We start from the raw sequence: 15,045 nt of genomic DNA, 5'->3' as shown, positions 1-15,045 counted from the left end.
GACGTCAACGGCGATCCATGCCGGACCAGGCGCGGCGCCCGGGAGCCTGACGGGAGAAACGCCCGCATGCTCGAACCGACCGAACCCACCGAGGGTTCCGAGAACAACACCCCCAGCGACACCCTGCCGCCGCGCCGTCGGCGCCGCGTCGCCTCGCGCCCGGCGGGCTCGCCGAGCGCCGACGCCGTGACCGGCGAGGTCACGGTGCCCGACCCCGCGAACGGGGCCGGGCCGGCCATACCGGCGGAGGCGGAGCGGCCGACCGCTGGGACAGAAGAGACCGAGGAGACCGGGGCGGTGGCCGAGGCCGCCGTTTCCGGTGCCGCCGAAGCCGAGCCCGCCTCCGCGGAGGCGCCCGCTCCGGCTCGTGCGCGTCGTCGTGCCGCGCGTCGCGCGTCGGCGCCCGCCGGGTCGCCCGCGACCGCGGAGGCCGTGGAGGTCGTCGTGCCCGCCGGTGATGACACCGCCGAGTCACCCGCGGTCCCCGCGGCCGAGGAGGAGCCGGTCGCAGAGGAGGCGCCCGCTCCGGCTCGGCCGCGTCGTCGTGCCGCGCGTCGTGCGTCGGCGCCCGCCGGGTCGCCCACGGCGGCTGAGACCGCCGAGGTCGTCGTGTCCGCCGGTGGCGAGGCCGCCGCCGAGGCCACCGAGGAGGCGCCTGCGCCCGCGGAGCCGGTCGCCGAGGAGGCGCCCGCTCCGGCCCGTCCGCGTCGGCGTGCCACGCGCCGCGTCTCGGCGCCCTCCGAAGCGCCCGCCCCCACCGAGGCCGCGGAGCAGGAGGCGGCCACCGAGGCCGAGACGAAGGCGGCCGAGCAGGCCCCCGCCGAGGAGCCCCAGGCTCCCGCCGCCGAAGAGCCGGCTCCCCGCCGTACCCGTCGCCGTGCCACCCGCCGGGTGTCCGCGTCGGCCGCCGCGCCCGAGGGCGCCGCCGACGAGGCCCCGCAGGCCGAGGCCGCCGGGACGGCCGGCGCGAGCGAGAAGGCCGAGGCCGTCGAGGAAGGCGCCCACGCCCCCGCCTCCGTGCCCGCCGCTGCCGAAGCCGAGCCGGTCGCCGAGGAGGCCGCCCCGCGTCGTCGCCGTCGCGTAGTCCGCAGGGCCGCCGGCGGCTTCTCCCAGCCCGAGCAGCCCGCCTCCGCCGCCGACGAGGCGTCCGAGGCCGCGCAGCGGCCCGCACGACCCGCCGTGGCCGTGTTCCAGGCGCCGGTGTTCACCGAGCCGATGTTCCAGACCCCGGAGCGGGCCGCCGCTGCCGCTGCCGCCGAGGTGGCGGAGCAGGAGGAGGTCGCCGAGGAGGAGACCGCCGGTGCGCGTCGCCGCCGTCGTCGCCGGGGCGGTGACGAGGAGCCCGTGGCCGTGGCGCCCGAGACCACCGACGAGGTGGAGGAGCCCGAGGAGGCGGAGGAGTCCGCCGAGGGCGAGGACGCCGAGGAGACCGGTTCGCGTCGGCGCCGCCGCCGTGGTGGCCGCCGTCGTCGCCGTGGCGAGTCCGCCGAGGCCGAGGGCGAGTCCGCGGAGGGTGACGAGACCGAGGAACTCGCCGCCGAGCAGGCCGCGCAGGACGCCGAGGACACCGTCGAGCAGGTGGAGGAGGACGACGAGGAGGCCCACGAGCACGCCGAGGACGCGGCGGCCTCCAGCAGCACCAGCCGTCGCCGTCGCCGGCGCCGCCGCAGGGCCGGTGACGTGCTCGTCGACAACGAGCCGACGACCGACGACCCGGAGCGCACGGTCGTCAAGGTCCGCGAGCCGCGCAAGGCCGCCGAGCCGTCCGACGAGGTGCAGTCCATCAAGGGCTCGACCCGTCTGGAGGCGAAGAAGCAGCGCCGCCGGGAGGGCCGTGAGCAGGGCCGCCGCCGCGTCCCGATCATCACCGAGGCCGAGTTCCTGGCCCGCCGAGAGGCGGTCGAGCGTGTGATGGTCGTCCGGCAGAACGGCGAGCGCACGCAGATCGGCGTCCTCGAGGACGGTGTGCTCGTCGAGCACTACGTCAACAAGGAGCAGTCGACCTCGTACGTCGGCAACGTCTACCTGGGCAAGGTCCAGAACGTGCTGCCGTCGATGGAGGCCGCCTTCATCGACATCGGCAAGGGCCGCAACGCGGTGCTCTACGCCGGTGAGGTCAACTTCGAGGCGCTGGGCATGGCCAACGGCCCGCGCCGCATCGAGTCCGCCCTCAAGTCCGGGCAGTCGGTCCTCGTCCAGGTGACCAAGGACCCGATCGGCCACAAGGGCGCCCGCCTGACCAGCCAGGTCTCCCTGCCGGGCCGTTACCTCGTGTACGTCCCCGAGGGTTCGATGACCGGCATCAGCCGCAAGCTGCCCGACACCGAGCGGGCCCGGCTGAAGACCATCCTCAAGAAGATCGTCCCCGAGGACGCGGGCGTCATCGTGCGCACCGCCGCCGAGGGCGCGAGCGAGGACGAGCTGCGCCGGGACGTCGAGCGGCTGCAGGCGCAGTGGGAGGACATCCAGAAGAAGTCGAAGAACGGCAACGCGCCGACGCTGCTGTACGGCGAGCCGGACATGACCGTCCGGGTCGTGCGCGACATCTTCAACGAGGACTTCTCCAAGGTCATCGTCAGCGGTGACGACGCCTGGGAGACGATCCACGGATATGTCTCGCACGTCGCGCCGGACCTCGCGCCGCGCCTGCAGAGGTGGACCAGCGAGGTCGACGTCTTCGCCACGTACCGGATCGACGAGCAACTCGCCAAGGCGCTGGACCGCAAGGTGTGGCTGCCGAGCGGCGGTTCACTGGTGATCGACCGGACCGAGGCGATGGTCGTCATCGACGTCAACACCGGCAAGTTCACCGGTCAGGGCGGCAACCTCGAGGAGACCGTCACCAGGAACAACCTGGAGGCGGCCGAGGAGATCGTCCGCCAGCTGCGGCTGCGCGACCTCGGCGGCATCATCGTGATCGACTTCATCGACATGGTGCTGGAGTCCAACCGGGACCTGGTGCTGCGGCGCCTGCTGGAGTGCCTGGGCCGGGACCGTACGAAGCACCAGGTCGCCGAGGTGACCTCGCTGGGCCTCGTCCAGATGACCCGCAAGCGGGTCGGACAGGGCCTGCTGGAGTCGTTCTCCGAGACCTGCGTGCACTGCAACGGCCGTGGCGTGATCGTGCACATGGACCAAGCGGCCGCGGCCGGCGGCGGCAAGCGCAGGAAGCGCGGCCGGGGCGGCGCCGAGGCCGAGCCCGAGACGCACGAGGCGGTGGCGGCCGAGGTCGAGGAGGCCGTCGAGGTCACGGTCGCCGAGGAGCAGGAGGTCGCGGTTCCGGCGGCGCTGTCGGAGTCGGCCGTGACGGAGTCGCTGATGGACTCGGTGGCGCCGGACGAGGAGCTGTACAGCAGCGTGGCCGAGGCGGAGGCCGCCGCGTCCCGGGGCCGTTCGCGGCGTCGGGTGGGCCGGCGGGCGTCGGCTCCGGCGGGCGCCCCGCGGACCGAGGAGCGGGCGCCGAAGTCCCGTACGGACGAGCGCGCACCGAAGTCGCGCTCCGAGGCGGAGGCGGAGCCGGTGGCGGCCGAGGACCCGGTCGTCGAGGCGCCCGCGACCGTCGAGGAGGAGGCCGCGCCCAAGGGCCGTGCGCGCCGTCGGGCGACCCGCAAGGCGTCGGCGCCGGCCGGTTCGCCCGCCGAGGCCGTGGTGACGGTCCCGGAGGCCGCGCCGCAGGCCGCCGAGGAGCCGGAAGCCCAGGCCCCGGCCGAGCCCGTGGCCGAGCAGGCCGCCGACCCGGCCGAGGCGCCCGTGGAGAGCGCCCCGGCCCGTCCGCGCCGCCGTGCCGTCCGCAAGGCCACGGCGCCGACGTCGTCGGAGGAGACGGCGGTCGTGGTCGTCCCGTCGGCGGCCGAGGCCCCGGCGGAGCAGACTGAGGCCCCGGCGGAGGACGAGCCCGAGGCGTCGGCGCCTGCCAAGAAGGCGGCCCGCAAGACAGCCAAGAAGGCCACGGCGAAGAAGGCTGCCACCAAGAAGACGGCTGCCACCAAGAAGACGGCTGCCAAGAAGACGGCCGCGAAGAAGACGACCGCCAAGAAGGCGGCGGCCAAGAAGACTGCGGCGGCCGAGCAGCCGGCGCAGCCGACCGTCTCGGTCACCACGGAGGACTGACCCTCCGACGCGACGGAAGCGTCACGACGGCGGCCCGCCCGGATCTCTCCGGGCGGGCCGCCGTCGTGTGGGGGAGTGGCGGACAGGACCCGGTTTGACCCTTCCCGACCCGGCCCCGTAACCTTGACCGTCGGCGTGTCCACTGATGCGCCACGTCCCCGTAAACCTCTTCCTCCCGGACGCGCGCCGCAAGGGCCGGCCGGGAGAGGTCGCTCGCGTGTTTCGCAGGGCGGCTGGCCTGCGGGGGTGCCGTTCCCGAGCGAGAGAGTGAGTTCCGCGTGTACGCGATCGTGCGCAGCGGTGGTCGCCAGCACAAGGTTGCTGTCGGCGACATCGTCGAGGTTGACAAGATTTCCACCGCCAAGGTCGGCGACACGGTCGAGCTCTCGACCCTGCTCGTGGTCGACGGCGACTCCGTGACCAGCGACCCGTGGGTGCTGGCCGGCATCAAGGTCCAGGCTGAGATCGTGGACCACCACAAGGGCCAGAAGATCGACATTCTGCGCTACAAGAACAAGACCGGTTACCGCCGTCGCCAGGGCCACCGCCAGCAGTACACGGCGATCAAGGTCACCGAGATCCCCACGGCTGCGAAGTAAGGGACTGAGAACAGATGGCACACAAGAAGGGCGCATCGTCCACCCGGAACGGTCGCGACTCCAACGCCCAGCGGCTCGGCGTGAAGCGCTTCGGCGGTCAGGTCGTCTCCGCGGGTGAGATCCTGGTCCGTCAGCGCGGAACCCACTTTCACCCGGGCGCCGGCGTGGGCCGTGGCGGCGACGACACGCTGTTCGCGCTGCAGGCCGGTGCGGTGGAGTTCGGCACCCACCGCGGCCGCAAGGTCGTGAACATCGTTCCGGTCGCCTGAATCTCCTGATTCACGGCTTCGACCGAACGTTTCGCGAGGCGGACCTCACTTCCCGGTCGGGAAGGCGGGTCCGCCTTTCGCTTGTTGCACAGCTGTCGGACAGCACACATCCCGTACGTTTTCTGGAGGCACTGAACCATGACCACCTTCGTGGACCGCGTCGAACTGCACGTCGCCGCGGGTAACGGAGGCCACGGCTGTGCCTCCGTCCACCGTGAGAAGTTCAAGCCGCTCGGCGGCCCCGACGGGGGCAACGGCGGACGCGGCGGCGACGTCATCCTCACTGTCGACCAGTCGGTCACCACGCTGCTCGACTACCACCATTCCCCGCACCGCAAGGCCACCAACGGCAAACCCGGCGAGGGCGGCTTCCGCTCCGGCAAGGACGGCCAGGACCTCGTCCTGCCGGTCCCGAACGGCACGGTCGTGCTCGACAAGTCGGGCAACGTACTGGCCGACCTGGTCGGCCACGGCACCTCGTACATCGCCGCCCAGGGCGGCCGCGGCGGTCTCGGCAACGCGGCGCTGGCCTCCGCCCGCCGCAAGGCGCCCGGTTTCGCGCTGCTCGGCGAGCCCGGCGATGTGCAGGACATCGTGCTGGAGCTGAAGACCGTCGCGGACGTGGCCCTCGTCGGCTACCCGAGCGCGGGCAAGTCCTCGCTCATCTCCGTGCTGTCCGCCGCCAAGCCGAAGATCGCCGACTACCCGTTCACCACCCTCGTCCCCAACCTGGGCGTGGTCACCGCGGGCTCGACCGTGTACACCATCGCCGACGTTCCCGGGCTCATCCCGGGCGCCAGCCAGGGCAAGGGGCTGGGCCTGGAGTTCCTGCGGCACGTCGAGCGGTGCAGCGTCCTCGTGCACGTGCTGGACACGGCCACGCTGGAGTCCGACCGCGACCCCGTCTCCGACCTCGACGTCATCGAGGAGGAGCTGAAGCAGTACGGCGGCCTCGGCAACCGCCCGCGCATCGTCGTCCTCAACAAGATCGACGTGCCCGACGGCAAGGACCTCGCCGAGATGGTGCGGCCCGAGCTGCAGGCCCGCGGCTACCGCGTCTTCGAGGTGTCCGCGGTGGCGCACACCGGGCTGAAGGAGCTGTCGTACGCCGTGGCCGAGCTGGTCGCCAAGGCGCGTGCCGCCAAGCCGAAGGAGGAGGCGACCCGGATCGTCATCCGGCCGCAGGCCGTCGACGACGCGGGCTTCACCGTCACACGCGAGGCCGACGGGCTCTTCCGCGTGCGCGGCGAGAAGCCGGAGCGCTGGGTGCGCCAGACCGACTTCAACAACGACGAGGCCGTGGGCTATCTCGCCGACCGTCTGGGCCGCCTCGGCGTCGAGCAAGAGCTTATGAAGGCAGGCGCGAAGGCCGGGGACGGCGTCGCCATCGGACCCGAGGACAACGCGGTCGTCTTCGACTGGGAGCCGTCGCTGATGGCCGGCGCCGAGATGCTCGGACGGCGTGGCGAGGACCACCGGTTCGAGGGCGTACGGCCTGCCGCGCAGCGGCGCAAGGAACGGCAGGCGGAACGCGACGAGGCGCAGCAGGAGTTCGACGACTTCGAGCCGTTCTGACAGCCGCGGCAGCCGGGGGTCGGCCCCCGGCTGCCCTCGGGCCTGCCCCGCCCTTCTTCTGGTTGTCATGGCCCCGCCCTACCCCGTCCAGCCCAGGGGCCGTCGCGCCGGTGAGCCTCCCGATGCCCACGAGGCCGTCGACGCAAGGGAGTTCGCCCATGACCGGCGCAGCCCCGCCCGATGGCCGTCGCATACGCACCACCGGCGCCGCCGCCCTCGGCGCAGCGCCACCGCCCGCTTATGGATCCCCGCCACCGCCCGCGCGCTCCAACCCCCGTTGCCGGACGGGGTGTTCAGCCTGGGTGTCACCTCCGGTGATCCGTTGCCCGACGGCATCGTGCTGTGGACCCGGCTCGCCCCCGACCCGCTGCACGGCGGCGGCATGGACGCCTTCCACCGCGAGTGGGACCCGCGCAAGGCGGACAACCCGCACTGGAAGCTGATCGACGCCCACCGCGGCCACCACCTCTTCGGCATCCGCCGCGACGGCATCGACGCCCAGGTACGCGTCCCGCAGACCGTGCTGCGCCCGAAGGCCTCCTCCCGGGCGTTCGCCCGGCTGCGGGTCGAGGCGGGCGTGCCGGGGGGTGCGGCTGGTGTGACGTCCCGGAGACCGGACCAGGGCGCTCCGGTCACCGTCCGCTTCCTGGACCGGTGCGCGGCACCCGTGCGTCCTCGCGTAGATTGCCGGACGGGAGCGGGTATCGCGCGCGAGGGGAAGAGCACCAGGTGGCAGGCGCAAGGCAGGCCGTGGAAGAGGCCCACAGGATCGTCGTCAAGGTGGGCTCCTCCTCACTGACCACGGCCGCGGGCGGGCTCGACGCCGACCGCGTCGACGCCCTCGTCGACGTGCTCGCCAAACACCGAAAGCAGGGGGTGGCCCGAAGGGCCTCCGTCGAGGGCGGTGGTGGGAGACGGGCGGGCGGAGGGGAGAGGGAGGTCGTCCTCGTCTCCTCCGGCGCCATCGCCGCCGGCCTCGCGCCTCTCGGCCTGCGCCGCCGCCCCCGCGACCTGGCCCGCCAGCAGGCCGCCGCCAGCGTCGGCCAGGGCCTCCTGGTCGCCCGCTACACGGCCTCCTTCGCCCGTTACGGCATCCGCGTCGGCCAGGTCCTGCTGACCGGCGACGACACCAGCCGTCGCGCCCACCACCGCAACGCCTCCCGCACCCTCGACAAGCTTCTCGCGATGGGTGCGCTGCCGGTCGTCAACGAGAACGACACCGTCGCCACCGACGAGATCCGCTTCGGCGACAACGACCGCCTCGCCGCGCTCGTCGCCCACCTCGTCCACGCCGACCTGCTGGTCCTGCTGTCGGACGTGGACGGCGTCTACGACGGGGATCCCAGCAAGCCCGGTACCTCGCGGATAGCGGAGGTGCGGGGCCCGGAGGACCTGGCGCACGTGGAGATCGGCAGCGCGGGCAAGGCCGGCGTCGGCACCGGTGGCATGGTCACCAAGGTCGAGGCGGCCCGCATCGCGGCGGGGGCCGGCATCCCCGTGGTGCTCACCTCCGCCGTGCACGCCGCCGACGCCCTCGCGGGCCGTGACACCGGCACGTACTTCCACCCCACCGGCAAGCGCTCCGCCGACCGGCTGCTGTGGCTGCAGCACGCCTCCGCCCCGCAGGGCGCCCTCACCCTCGACGACGGGGCCGTGCGCGCGGTCGTCGAACGCCGCAAGTCGCTGCTGCCCGCCGGCATCGCCGCGGTCGAGGGCGATTTCAGCGCGGGCGACCCCGTCGAACTGCGTGACAGCGAGGGGCGGGCGGTCGCGCGCGGGCTCGTCAACTTCGACGCCAAGGAGATCCCCCGGCTGATCGGCCGCTCGACCAGGGAACTGGCGCGCGAGCTGGGACCCGCCTACGAACGCGAGGTCATCCACCGGGACGACCTGGTCGTCCTGCACCCGTGAAGCCGTAACCACGCGTTCCGCGCATCCGCGACAGGCCGAAAGTCCCGCCCCGCGGGCCCGTCCGGTGAGGGACGTTCCGCAAAACCGCCCCACAGGCCCGCGCGGCCTGCTCCACTGGGTCTCGGGGACCGGTCGACCGACCGGGTCCCTGGCACCCATTCCGCACGAGCACCGCGTAAGGAGGCCGTCGTGAGACGAGTGCGCCCGGGGGCGGCGTCCCGCGGTGGTGGCACCTCCGGTGCCTCCCGGGGCGGCGGCCCGCGCGGGGCCGAAGAGCAGCGCGCGCTGACCAGCGTCCCGGCCGGGGAGGCGTACCAGGAGCCTGCCGACGCTCACCAGGAGCCCGGCGAGACGCCCCGGCTGTGGCACGTCACGCTGAGCGTCTCGGGCGAGGAGGCACCGCTGAAGGAGGTGCGGCGCTCCCTCGAACAACTGGCCAACGACCACCCCTTCCTGCTGACCAGCCGCTACGCGAGCGACCACGCCGAGATCCGCTACTGGGAGGAGGCCCGCGACCTGCACGACGCCGCCGCGGTCGCGCTGCGCCTGTGGGGCGAGCACCGGCAGAGCGCGGGGCTGCCGCCCTGGGAGATCGTCGGCCTGGAGGTCGTCGACCGCGACACCTACCACCAGCGGGTCACCGAGGGATACGGGCCGCCACCGGCCACACCCGTCGGAGTTCACCCGTTTTGAGCACGTCTCGATGTGTGGGACGAGCCCTGAACGGGGATGCCCGGCGCACTACGCTTCCCTCATGACCACGCTCTCGCCGTACGACTCCATGTCCCCGGTGGCCCAGGCCGCCTACCGTGCCCGGGCCGCCGCCGCAGACCTCGCGCCGCTGCCGCGGTCCGATAAGGACGACGCGCTGCTCGCCATGGCGGACGCGCTGGAGGTCCGCACGAGTGAGATCGTCGAGGCCAACGCGAGGGACATCGCCAAGGCCCGCGAGGCCGGCACCAGCGAGGCCATCATCGACCGGCTCACGCTCACCCCCGAGCGGGTCCGGGCCATCGCCTCCGACGTCCGGGACGTCGCCGCCCTGCCGGACCCGGTCGGCGAGGTCGTCCGCGGCTCCACGCTGCCCAACGGCATCGACCTGCGCCAGGTCCGCGTCCCGCTCGGCGTCGTCGGGATCATCTACGAGGCCCGGCCGAACGTGACCGTCGACGCCGCCGCCCTGTGCCTGAAGTCCGGCAACGCGGTCCTGCTGCGCGGCTCGTCCTCCGCCTACGAGTCGAACACCGCGCTCGTACGGGTGCTGCGCGACGCCGTGGGCGGGGCCGGCCTGCCCGCCGACGCCGTCCAGCTCGTGCCCGGGGAGAGCCGCGAGTCGGTGCGCGAGCTGATGCGCGCCCGCGGCCTGGTCGACGTGCTCATCCCGCGCGGCGGCGCCTCCCTGATCCGCACGGTCGTCGAGGAGTCCACCGTCCCGGTGATCGAGACCGGCACCGGCAACTGCCACGTCTACGTCGACGCCCAGACCGACATCGACATGGCGATCGACATCCTGATCAACTCCAAGGCGCAGCGGCCGAGTGTCTGCAACGCCGCCGAGACGCTGCTGGTCCACCAGGACATCGCGCCCGAGTTCCTGCCGCGCGCCCTGGACGCCCTCGCGGACGCCGGGGTCACCGTGCACGCCGACGAGCGCGTGATGGCGTACGCCAAGGACTCCCGGGCCACCGTGGTGGAGGCGACGGCCGACGACTGGGACACCGAGTACCTGTCGTACGACATCGCCGCCGCGGTCGTGGACTCCCTCGACAGGGCTGTGTCGCACATCCGGCTGTGGAGCTCCGGCCACACCGAGGCGATCGTCACCACCTCGCAGCAGGCCGCCCGCCGATTCACCCAACTGGTCGATTCGACGACGGTCGCCGTGAACGCCTCCACTCGCTTCACGGACGGCGGCCAGTTCGGCTTCGGCGCGGAGATCGGGATCTCCACCCAGAAGCTGCACGCCAGGGGTCCGATGGGCCTGCCGGAGCTGACCAGCACCAAGTACATCGTCACCGGCGACGGGCACGTACGGCGCTGAGCGAGCGCTCGTTCCGCGGGGCGGTCACGGTTCTCGGCACCCACCTGTGAACCGTCTCGCCAGGCGGATGAATTTCCATACCGTCTGCCCAAATTGACCCCCCAGGTCTACTCTGGATCCGTGCCGGAGGACGTGGGGGGCACGCCGTTCGCTGACGGCCCGGAGCCCGACGACGACCGCGACCGCGGAGCGATGGACGAAGAGTTCGCCTCCGCGGTCTTCGACGAGGCCTGGATACGGGCCGCCGTGGTCCACGAGCCGACGGCCGTGGAGAGGCTCCTCGCTGCCGCCCAGGCCCGCGCCGACGCCCAGGAGGCGGAGGCGCGCCGGGCGCGCGGCAGGGCCGCACGGGGCGACGAAGAGCGCTACGACGACGGATTCGGTCCCGACGACTTCGGCCACGGCCTGGACCCCGACGACCTGGACGACGTGGACGTCCTCGACGGCCGCTACGGCACCACGGGCCCCTTCGGCAGGGCGTACGGCAGGGGCGCCCGCTGGCACCGCCCGGTCGCCTGGATGCTCGCCCTCGTGATGGGCATCGGCATGGTCGCCCTGGCCTTCACCGCGGTGTACCGGGGAGGGTCCTCCGGTCGTCAGGAACAGGTCCCGACGCCCGCCTCGAGCGGTCTGGAGCAGGGTCAGGAAGCCGGCACGGACACCAGCCCCTCGGCCTCCGCTGACTACTCGCCCCCGGCGTTCTCAGCGGTGCCGCGGACCCCCTGACCCCTGAACGCCGAGGTCCCCCTGACCCCCCGAACGCCGCGGTCCCCCTGACCCCCCGAGCCGGGCGTTCCGCAAGCTCACGGGCGATGGGCCGATCCGCCCCGACCCGGGGTTCGGAACTCGTTCGAAAACCTGGTGAGGACCTGTCAGAACTTGTCGCGTACCAGGGCGTTTACCCGGGCTCCCGGAGACCTACTCTGAAGATATGGGCGGGCCTGGAGACCCACCCGAGGGGCTGCCCGAGGGTGCTCCCAGTGGTGGCGAGGACGAGTACCGATCCGTCGTGTTCGACGAGTCGTTCGTCCGGGCTGCCCGCCTCCAGGAGTACTCCGCCCAGGAGCGGATGGCCGACCACGCCCCCGCCGTGCGCCGGCGCCCGCTCCTGCACCGCGCACTGCCCAGACAGGCGCTGATCCTCGTCCTGCTCATAGCCGTCGCCTTCGCCACCGTGATCTACATGGGCGTGCGCCATCCCTACCAGGCGCCCAGGGCCCAGACCGTCGAACCGCTGCGCATGACGGTGATACCGCTGGCCCCGCAGTCCGCCGTACCCGGCGCCACGGACCCCGAGGCGCTGTACGCGCACAGCCCCGCCGCGCGGTTCCGCGTCGGCGCCCAGGGCATCACCTTCCCCGCCGCCCGGCGTACCGCGCACTTCTCCGAGAGCCAGGTCTACGCCGCCCTGACCAACGCGAAGAACTACCTGGTCGCGTCCTCGCTCGACCCGGCCGTCCTCACCGGCGGCGCCGTGCGCCCGGTGCGCCTGCTGCTCGATCCGCAGCAGTTCGACCAGTTCGACCAGAGCTTCTCCCACCCGGCCGCGGACGGGCGGCACGCGGCCACCGGCTGGCTGGTCCGCTTCGATCCCTCACGGGCCCGGCTGGCCGACCAGGACATCCGCGTCCAGGGCACGCTCCAGGCCACGGAGGCCGACTCCGACACGCTGGAGGTCAACGCCGACCACACCGTGGTGTACGCGCTGAAGCCGGCCGGCTCCGACGCCAGGGCGAAGGCGTCGCTGTTCACCGTGCGCCGTGAGCTGACCTTCCGCTTCGACCGTGACGACCTCCGGCTGAACCAGGCGGAGCTGGTCGCCGCCTACGTCCAGGCCGGACCGCTCACCTGCGCCGAGGACACCGCGAGCCACCTTTGGCCGCTGCTCGCCGGCCAGACCGCCAAGGCGGGCGGCCCGGCCGGCACCGACCCCTTCGCGACGGGCAGCGCGACGGCCCTGTGCGGCACGCTGTCGGCGAGCGCGGAACCGAAGGTGTAGGGACCGCCCGCCGGACCAGTCACCCCCGCACCCGGCCCGCCCGGTGGCGGAGCCCGTCAGTCCTTGCCGTAGGGGCTCTCGTCGCCCGGGTGGCTGTCGTCGCCCGGCTGGCTGTCGTCCGGCTCGCGCGGCGCGTCCTTGGGGGCGCTGCCCGCGAAGCCCGCGAAGCCGCGCCGCACCCGGTCGCCGAGGTCGCCCGCGCCGCCCGCGAGGTCGTTGACCAGCTTCATCAGCGGGTCCTTGGACTGCCTGACCTCGTTCGCGTAGCTCGCCGCCGACTGCCGGAACGAGTCCGACACCGAGGTGTCCCCGTCCTCGCTGCGCCGCGTGTAGTGCCCGTCCATGATCCGCTGGTGGTCGCGGGAGGCGGCCCACTTCTTCAGCTCGGCCGCGCGGACCGTGGTGAAGGGGTGCGTTCGCGGCAGCACGTTGAGGATCTTGAGCACGGAGTCGCGCAGATCGCCCCCGGCCTCGTACTCCTCGGCCTGCTCGAGGAACGCGTCCACGTTCATCTCGTGCAGATGGTTGCCACCCGCCGTCTTCATCAGCCCGCGCATCGAGGCCTGCAGATCCTGCCCGACCAGCAGACCGGCCCGGTCGGCCGACAGCTCCGACTTGCGGAACCACTCCCGCAGCGCGGTCACGATCGCCATGATCGCGAGGTTACCCAGAGGGATCCAGGCGACCCGGAGCGCGAGGTTGGTCAGGAACAGCAGGATGGTCCGGTAGACGGAGTGGCCCGAGAGCGCGTGCCCGACCTCGTGCCCGACGACCGCCCGCATCTCCTCCTCGTCGAGCAGCTCCACCAGCCCGGTCGTCAGGACGATGATCGGCTCGTCGAGGCCGATGCACATCGCGTTCGGCTGCGGGTCCTGCGTGACGTACATCGGCGGGACCTTCTCCAGGTCCAGGATGTAGCAGGCGTCCCGCAGCATGCCGTTCAGGTGGGGGAACTGCGCGTCCGAGACCCGCACCGAGTCGGACAGGAACAGCAGCCTGAGGCTGCGCTCGGGCAGCAGGCCGCTGAGGGCCTTGAAGACCGTGTCGAAGCCGCTCAGCTTCCGCAGGGCCACCAGGGCCGAACGGTCCGCCGGGTGTTCGTACGCGCGCGAGGAGATCCCCGGAAAACGCCTGCGCTGCCTGCTCGGCACCTGCTCGTGACCGTTCTGACCCTGGCCGTCGTCGGACATGCGTTCCCCCATGTGTCTGATGGCTCACTGTGCGCGACCCGCTTGATGCGCCCCCGAAGCGGTGTCCAGCCTAGGCGGAGATACCGTGACAGGGCAGCACACCGTAAGGAGCGATCTCATGGAGCACATCAGCGCCGCCTGGCTCACCGAGGCAGCGACGGCCGCCAGCCGACAGGGACCGGGCAACCTCCTCCGAGTCGTCCTGGTCGTGATGGTCCTCGGCTGCGTCCTGACCGGCTGGTTCCTGCTGCGGGGCTACAAGCGCAAGGACTGACCCGGGCGCCGCGCGGGGGCGCCCGGCGGGCCGGAACCGCCGGTCCGGGCGTGCCCGGCGCCCGCGGTCCGCGTCCAACGGCGGAGTCGCCGTGATGCCCGGGAACGCGCCCGCATACGATGAGCCGACGTCTTTATCCCGCCCACACCGGATAGGTACTGCCGAAGATGAGCTTCCACAGCACCGCTGCCCAGTTGGCCACCCTCGCCGAGGGCGAAGGCGAGCGCCACGCGAGTATCAGCCCCTTCATGACGGGCGGGGGCGCCCTCGTCATCCTCCTCCTGCTGCTGTGGATCACCACCCGCTTCAACCGCGACCGCTGAGCCGGGACCAACAGCCCGTCCCGGCCGCTCGCGGGGGCCTGTCGGCCGGTGCCCGGCGGCCGGGCCGGTAGGGTCTGCACGCATGGGAGAGCAGCACACACCCACCGGTCCGGCGAAGGGCACGGGACCCGGCCCCGGCAGCGGGCCGTCGAACCCGGGCAAGCGTCGCCTCGGCGTCATGGGCGGAACGTTCGATCCGATCCACCACGGCCACCTGGTCGCGGCCAGCGAGGTCGCCGCCCAGTTCCACCTCGACGAGGTGGTGTTCGTGCCCACCGGCCAGCCGTGGCAGAAGACCGACCGCAAGGTCAGCCCCGCCGAGGACCGCTACCTGATGACGGTCATCGCGACCGCCGAGAACCCCCAGTTCTCGGTGAGCCGCATCGACATCGACCGCGGCGGTCCCACCTACACCACGGACACCCTCCGTGATCTGAAGGCGCTCAACCCCGACACCGACCTCTTCTTCATCACCGGCGCCGACGCGCTCAGCCAGATCCTCACCTGGCGTTACACGGACGAGTTGTTCTCCCTGGCCCACTTCATCGGCGTCACCCGCCCCGGTCACACCCTCGCCGACCCGGGTCTCCCGGAGGGCGGCGTCTCGCTCGTCGAAGTTCCCGCGCTCGCCATCTCGTCCACAGACTGCCGTGCGAGAGTCGCCAAGGGCGAACCCGTCTGGTACCTGGTGCCGGACGGCGTGGTGCGCTACATCGACAAACGGCAGCTGTACCGCGGCGAGTGAGCCGAGAGG

13 protein-coding genes and 1 pseudogene are annotated in these 15,045 nt (G+C 72.7%); 13 read left to right on the top strand and 1 reads right to left on the bottom strand.

All coding sequences use genetic code 11. The features are described from left to right. The first annotated feature begins 66 nt into the window (after positions 1-66). From AB0N14_RS06025 to AB0N14_RS05980, 10 genes and pseudogenes are all read left to right on the top strand, one after another. Positions 67-4,110, top strand: a complete 4,044-nt coding sequence (locus AB0N14_RS06025) for an Rne/Rng family ribonuclease (protein WP_366024492.1) — start codon at positions 67-69, stop codon at positions 4,108-4,110. 278 nt (positions 4,111-4,388) lie between these two features. Next, on the top strand, positions 4,389-4,709 hold the full coding sequence (gene rplU, locus AB0N14_RS06020) for a 50S ribosomal protein L21 (protein WP_322722710.1): 321 nt from the start codon (positions 4,389-4,391) through the stop codon (positions 4,707-4,709). 14 nt (positions 4,710-4,723) lie between these two features. Next, on the top strand, positions 4,724-4,978 hold the full coding sequence (rpmA, locus tag AB0N14_RS06015) for a 50S ribosomal protein L27 (RefSeq protein WP_030605064.1): 255 nt from the start codon (positions 4,724-4,726) through the stop codon (positions 4,976-4,978). 138 nt (positions 4,979-5,116) lie between these two features. Then, positions 5,117-6,553, top strand: coding sequence for a GTPase ObgE (gene obgE, locus AB0N14_RS06010; protein WP_366024491.1), 1,437 nt, complete (start codon positions 5,117-5,119; stop codon positions 6,551-6,553). 158 nt (positions 6,554-6,711) lie between these two features. Next, positions 6,712-6,938 (top strand): annotated as a pseudogene (locus AB0N14_RS06005) (PhoD-like phosphatase N-terminal domain-containing protein); the annotation flags it as partial. A gap of 344 nt (positions 6,939-7,282) precedes the next feature. Further along, entirely contained in the window at positions 7,283-8,464 is a 1,182-nt protein-coding gene (proB, locus tag AB0N14_RS06000) for a glutamate 5-kinase (RefSeq protein ID WP_366024490.1), read from the top strand. Between the two features lie 189 nt (positions 8,465-8,653). Next, positions 8,654-9,157: a hypothetical protein gene (locus AB0N14_RS05995; protein ID WP_366024489.1), complete on the top strand. Its 504-nt coding sequence runs from the start codon at positions 8,654-8,656 to the stop codon at positions 9,155-9,157. Positions 9,158-9,218: 61 nt separating this feature from the next. Then, positions 9,219-10,505, top strand: a complete 1,287-nt coding sequence (locus tag AB0N14_RS05990) for a glutamate-5-semialdehyde dehydrogenase (RefSeq protein WP_366024488.1) — start codon at positions 9,219-9,221, stop codon at positions 10,503-10,505. 93 nt (positions 10,506-10,598) lie between these two features. Beyond that, complete coding sequence (locus tag AB0N14_RS05985; RefSeq protein ID WP_366024487.1) at positions 10,599-11,231, top strand: hypothetical protein; 633 nt, start codon at positions 10,599-10,601, stop codon at positions 11,229-11,231. 205 nt (positions 11,232-11,436) lie between these two features. After that, on the top strand, positions 11,437-12,504 hold the full coding sequence (locus tag AB0N14_RS05980) for a hypothetical protein (protein ID WP_366024486.1): 1,068 nt from the start codon (positions 11,437-11,439) through the stop codon (positions 12,502-12,504). Between the two features lie 56 nt (positions 12,505-12,560). On the opposite strand, the gene AB0N14_RS05975 is transcribed toward AB0N14_RS05980, so the two are convergent. Then, positions 12,561-13,694 carry a M48 family metallopeptidase gene (locus AB0N14_RS05975; protein WP_366024485.1) on the bottom strand — a complete coding sequence of 378 codons (1,134 nt, stop codon included), beginning with the start codon at positions 13,692-13,694 and terminating at the stop codon, positions 12,561-12,563. Between the two features lie 118 nt (positions 13,695-13,812). Here AB0N14_RS05975 and AB0N14_RS05970 point away from each other — a divergent pair, with 118 nt between their 5' ends. The 3 genes from AB0N14_RS05970 (at position 13,813) to nadD (ending at position 15,036) form a co-directional block, all read left to right on the top strand. Further along, positions 13,813-13,968, top strand: a complete 156-nt coding sequence (locus AB0N14_RS05970) for a hypothetical protein (protein WP_366024484.1) — start codon at positions 13,813-13,815, stop codon at positions 13,966-13,968. A gap of 167 nt (positions 13,969-14,135) precedes the next feature. Next, positions 14,136-14,291 (top strand): hypothetical protein, encoded by a 156-nt coding sequence (locus tag AB0N14_RS05965; RefSeq protein ID WP_181923042.1) that lies wholly within the window; start codon positions 14,136-14,138, stop codon positions 14,289-14,291. A gap of 82 nt (positions 14,292-14,373) precedes the next feature. Further along, positions 14,374-15,036, top strand: coding sequence for a nicotinate-nucleotide adenylyltransferase (nadD, locus tag AB0N14_RS05960; RefSeq protein WP_366024483.1), 663 nt, complete (start codon positions 14,374-14,376; stop codon positions 15,034-15,036). Positions 15,037-15,045: the final 9 nt, after the last annotated feature.

Origin of the sequence: Streptomyces sp. NPDC051104, assembly GCF_040682835.1 — a bacterium.
GTDB lineage: Bacteria > Actinomycetota > Actinomycetes > Streptomycetales > Streptomycetaceae > Streptomyces > Streptomyces cynarae.
Note: the sequence above shows the minus strand (reverse complement) of the source record. Positions and strands in the feature narration are given on the sequence as shown.

What these genes read in the sequence shown, in the direction of transcription:
- rpmA (WP_030605064.1), top strand. Translation starts at nt 4,724, where the DNA reads ATGGCACACAAGAAGGGCGCATCGTCCACCCGGAACGGTCGCGACTCC.
- AB0N14_RS06025 (WP_366024492.1), top strand. Translation starts at nt 67, where the DNA reads ATGCTCGAACCGACCGAACCCACCGAGGGTTCCGAGAACAACACCCCC.
- AB0N14_RS05975 (WP_366024485.1), bottom strand. Translation starts at nt 13,694, where the DNA reads ATGTCCGACGACGGCCAGGGTCAGAACGGTCACGAGCAGGTGCCGAGC.
- AB0N14_RS05965 (WP_181923042.1), top strand. Translation starts at nt 14,136, where the DNA reads ATGAGCTTCCACAGCACCGCTGCCCAGTTGGCCACCCTCGCCGAGGGC.
- nadD (WP_366024483.1), top strand. Translation starts at nt 14,374, where the DNA reads ATGGGAGAGCAGCACACACCCACCGGTCCGGCGAAGGGCACGGGACCC.
- AB0N14_RS05990 (WP_366024488.1), top strand. Translation starts at nt 9,219, where the DNA reads ATGACCACGCTCTCGCCGTACGACTCCATGTCCCCGGTGGCCCAGGCC.
- AB0N14_RS05980 (WP_366024486.1), top strand. Translation starts at nt 11,437, where the DNA reads ATGGGCGGGCCTGGAGACCCACCCGAGGGGCTGCCCGAGGGTGCTCCC.
- obgE (WP_366024491.1), top strand. Translation starts at nt 5,117, where the DNA reads ATGACCACCTTCGTGGACCGCGTCGAACTGCACGTCGCCGCGGGTAAC.
- AB0N14_RS05970 (WP_366024484.1), top strand. Translation starts at nt 13,813, where the DNA reads ATGGAGCACATCAGCGCCGCCTGGCTCACCGAGGCAGCGACGGCCGCC.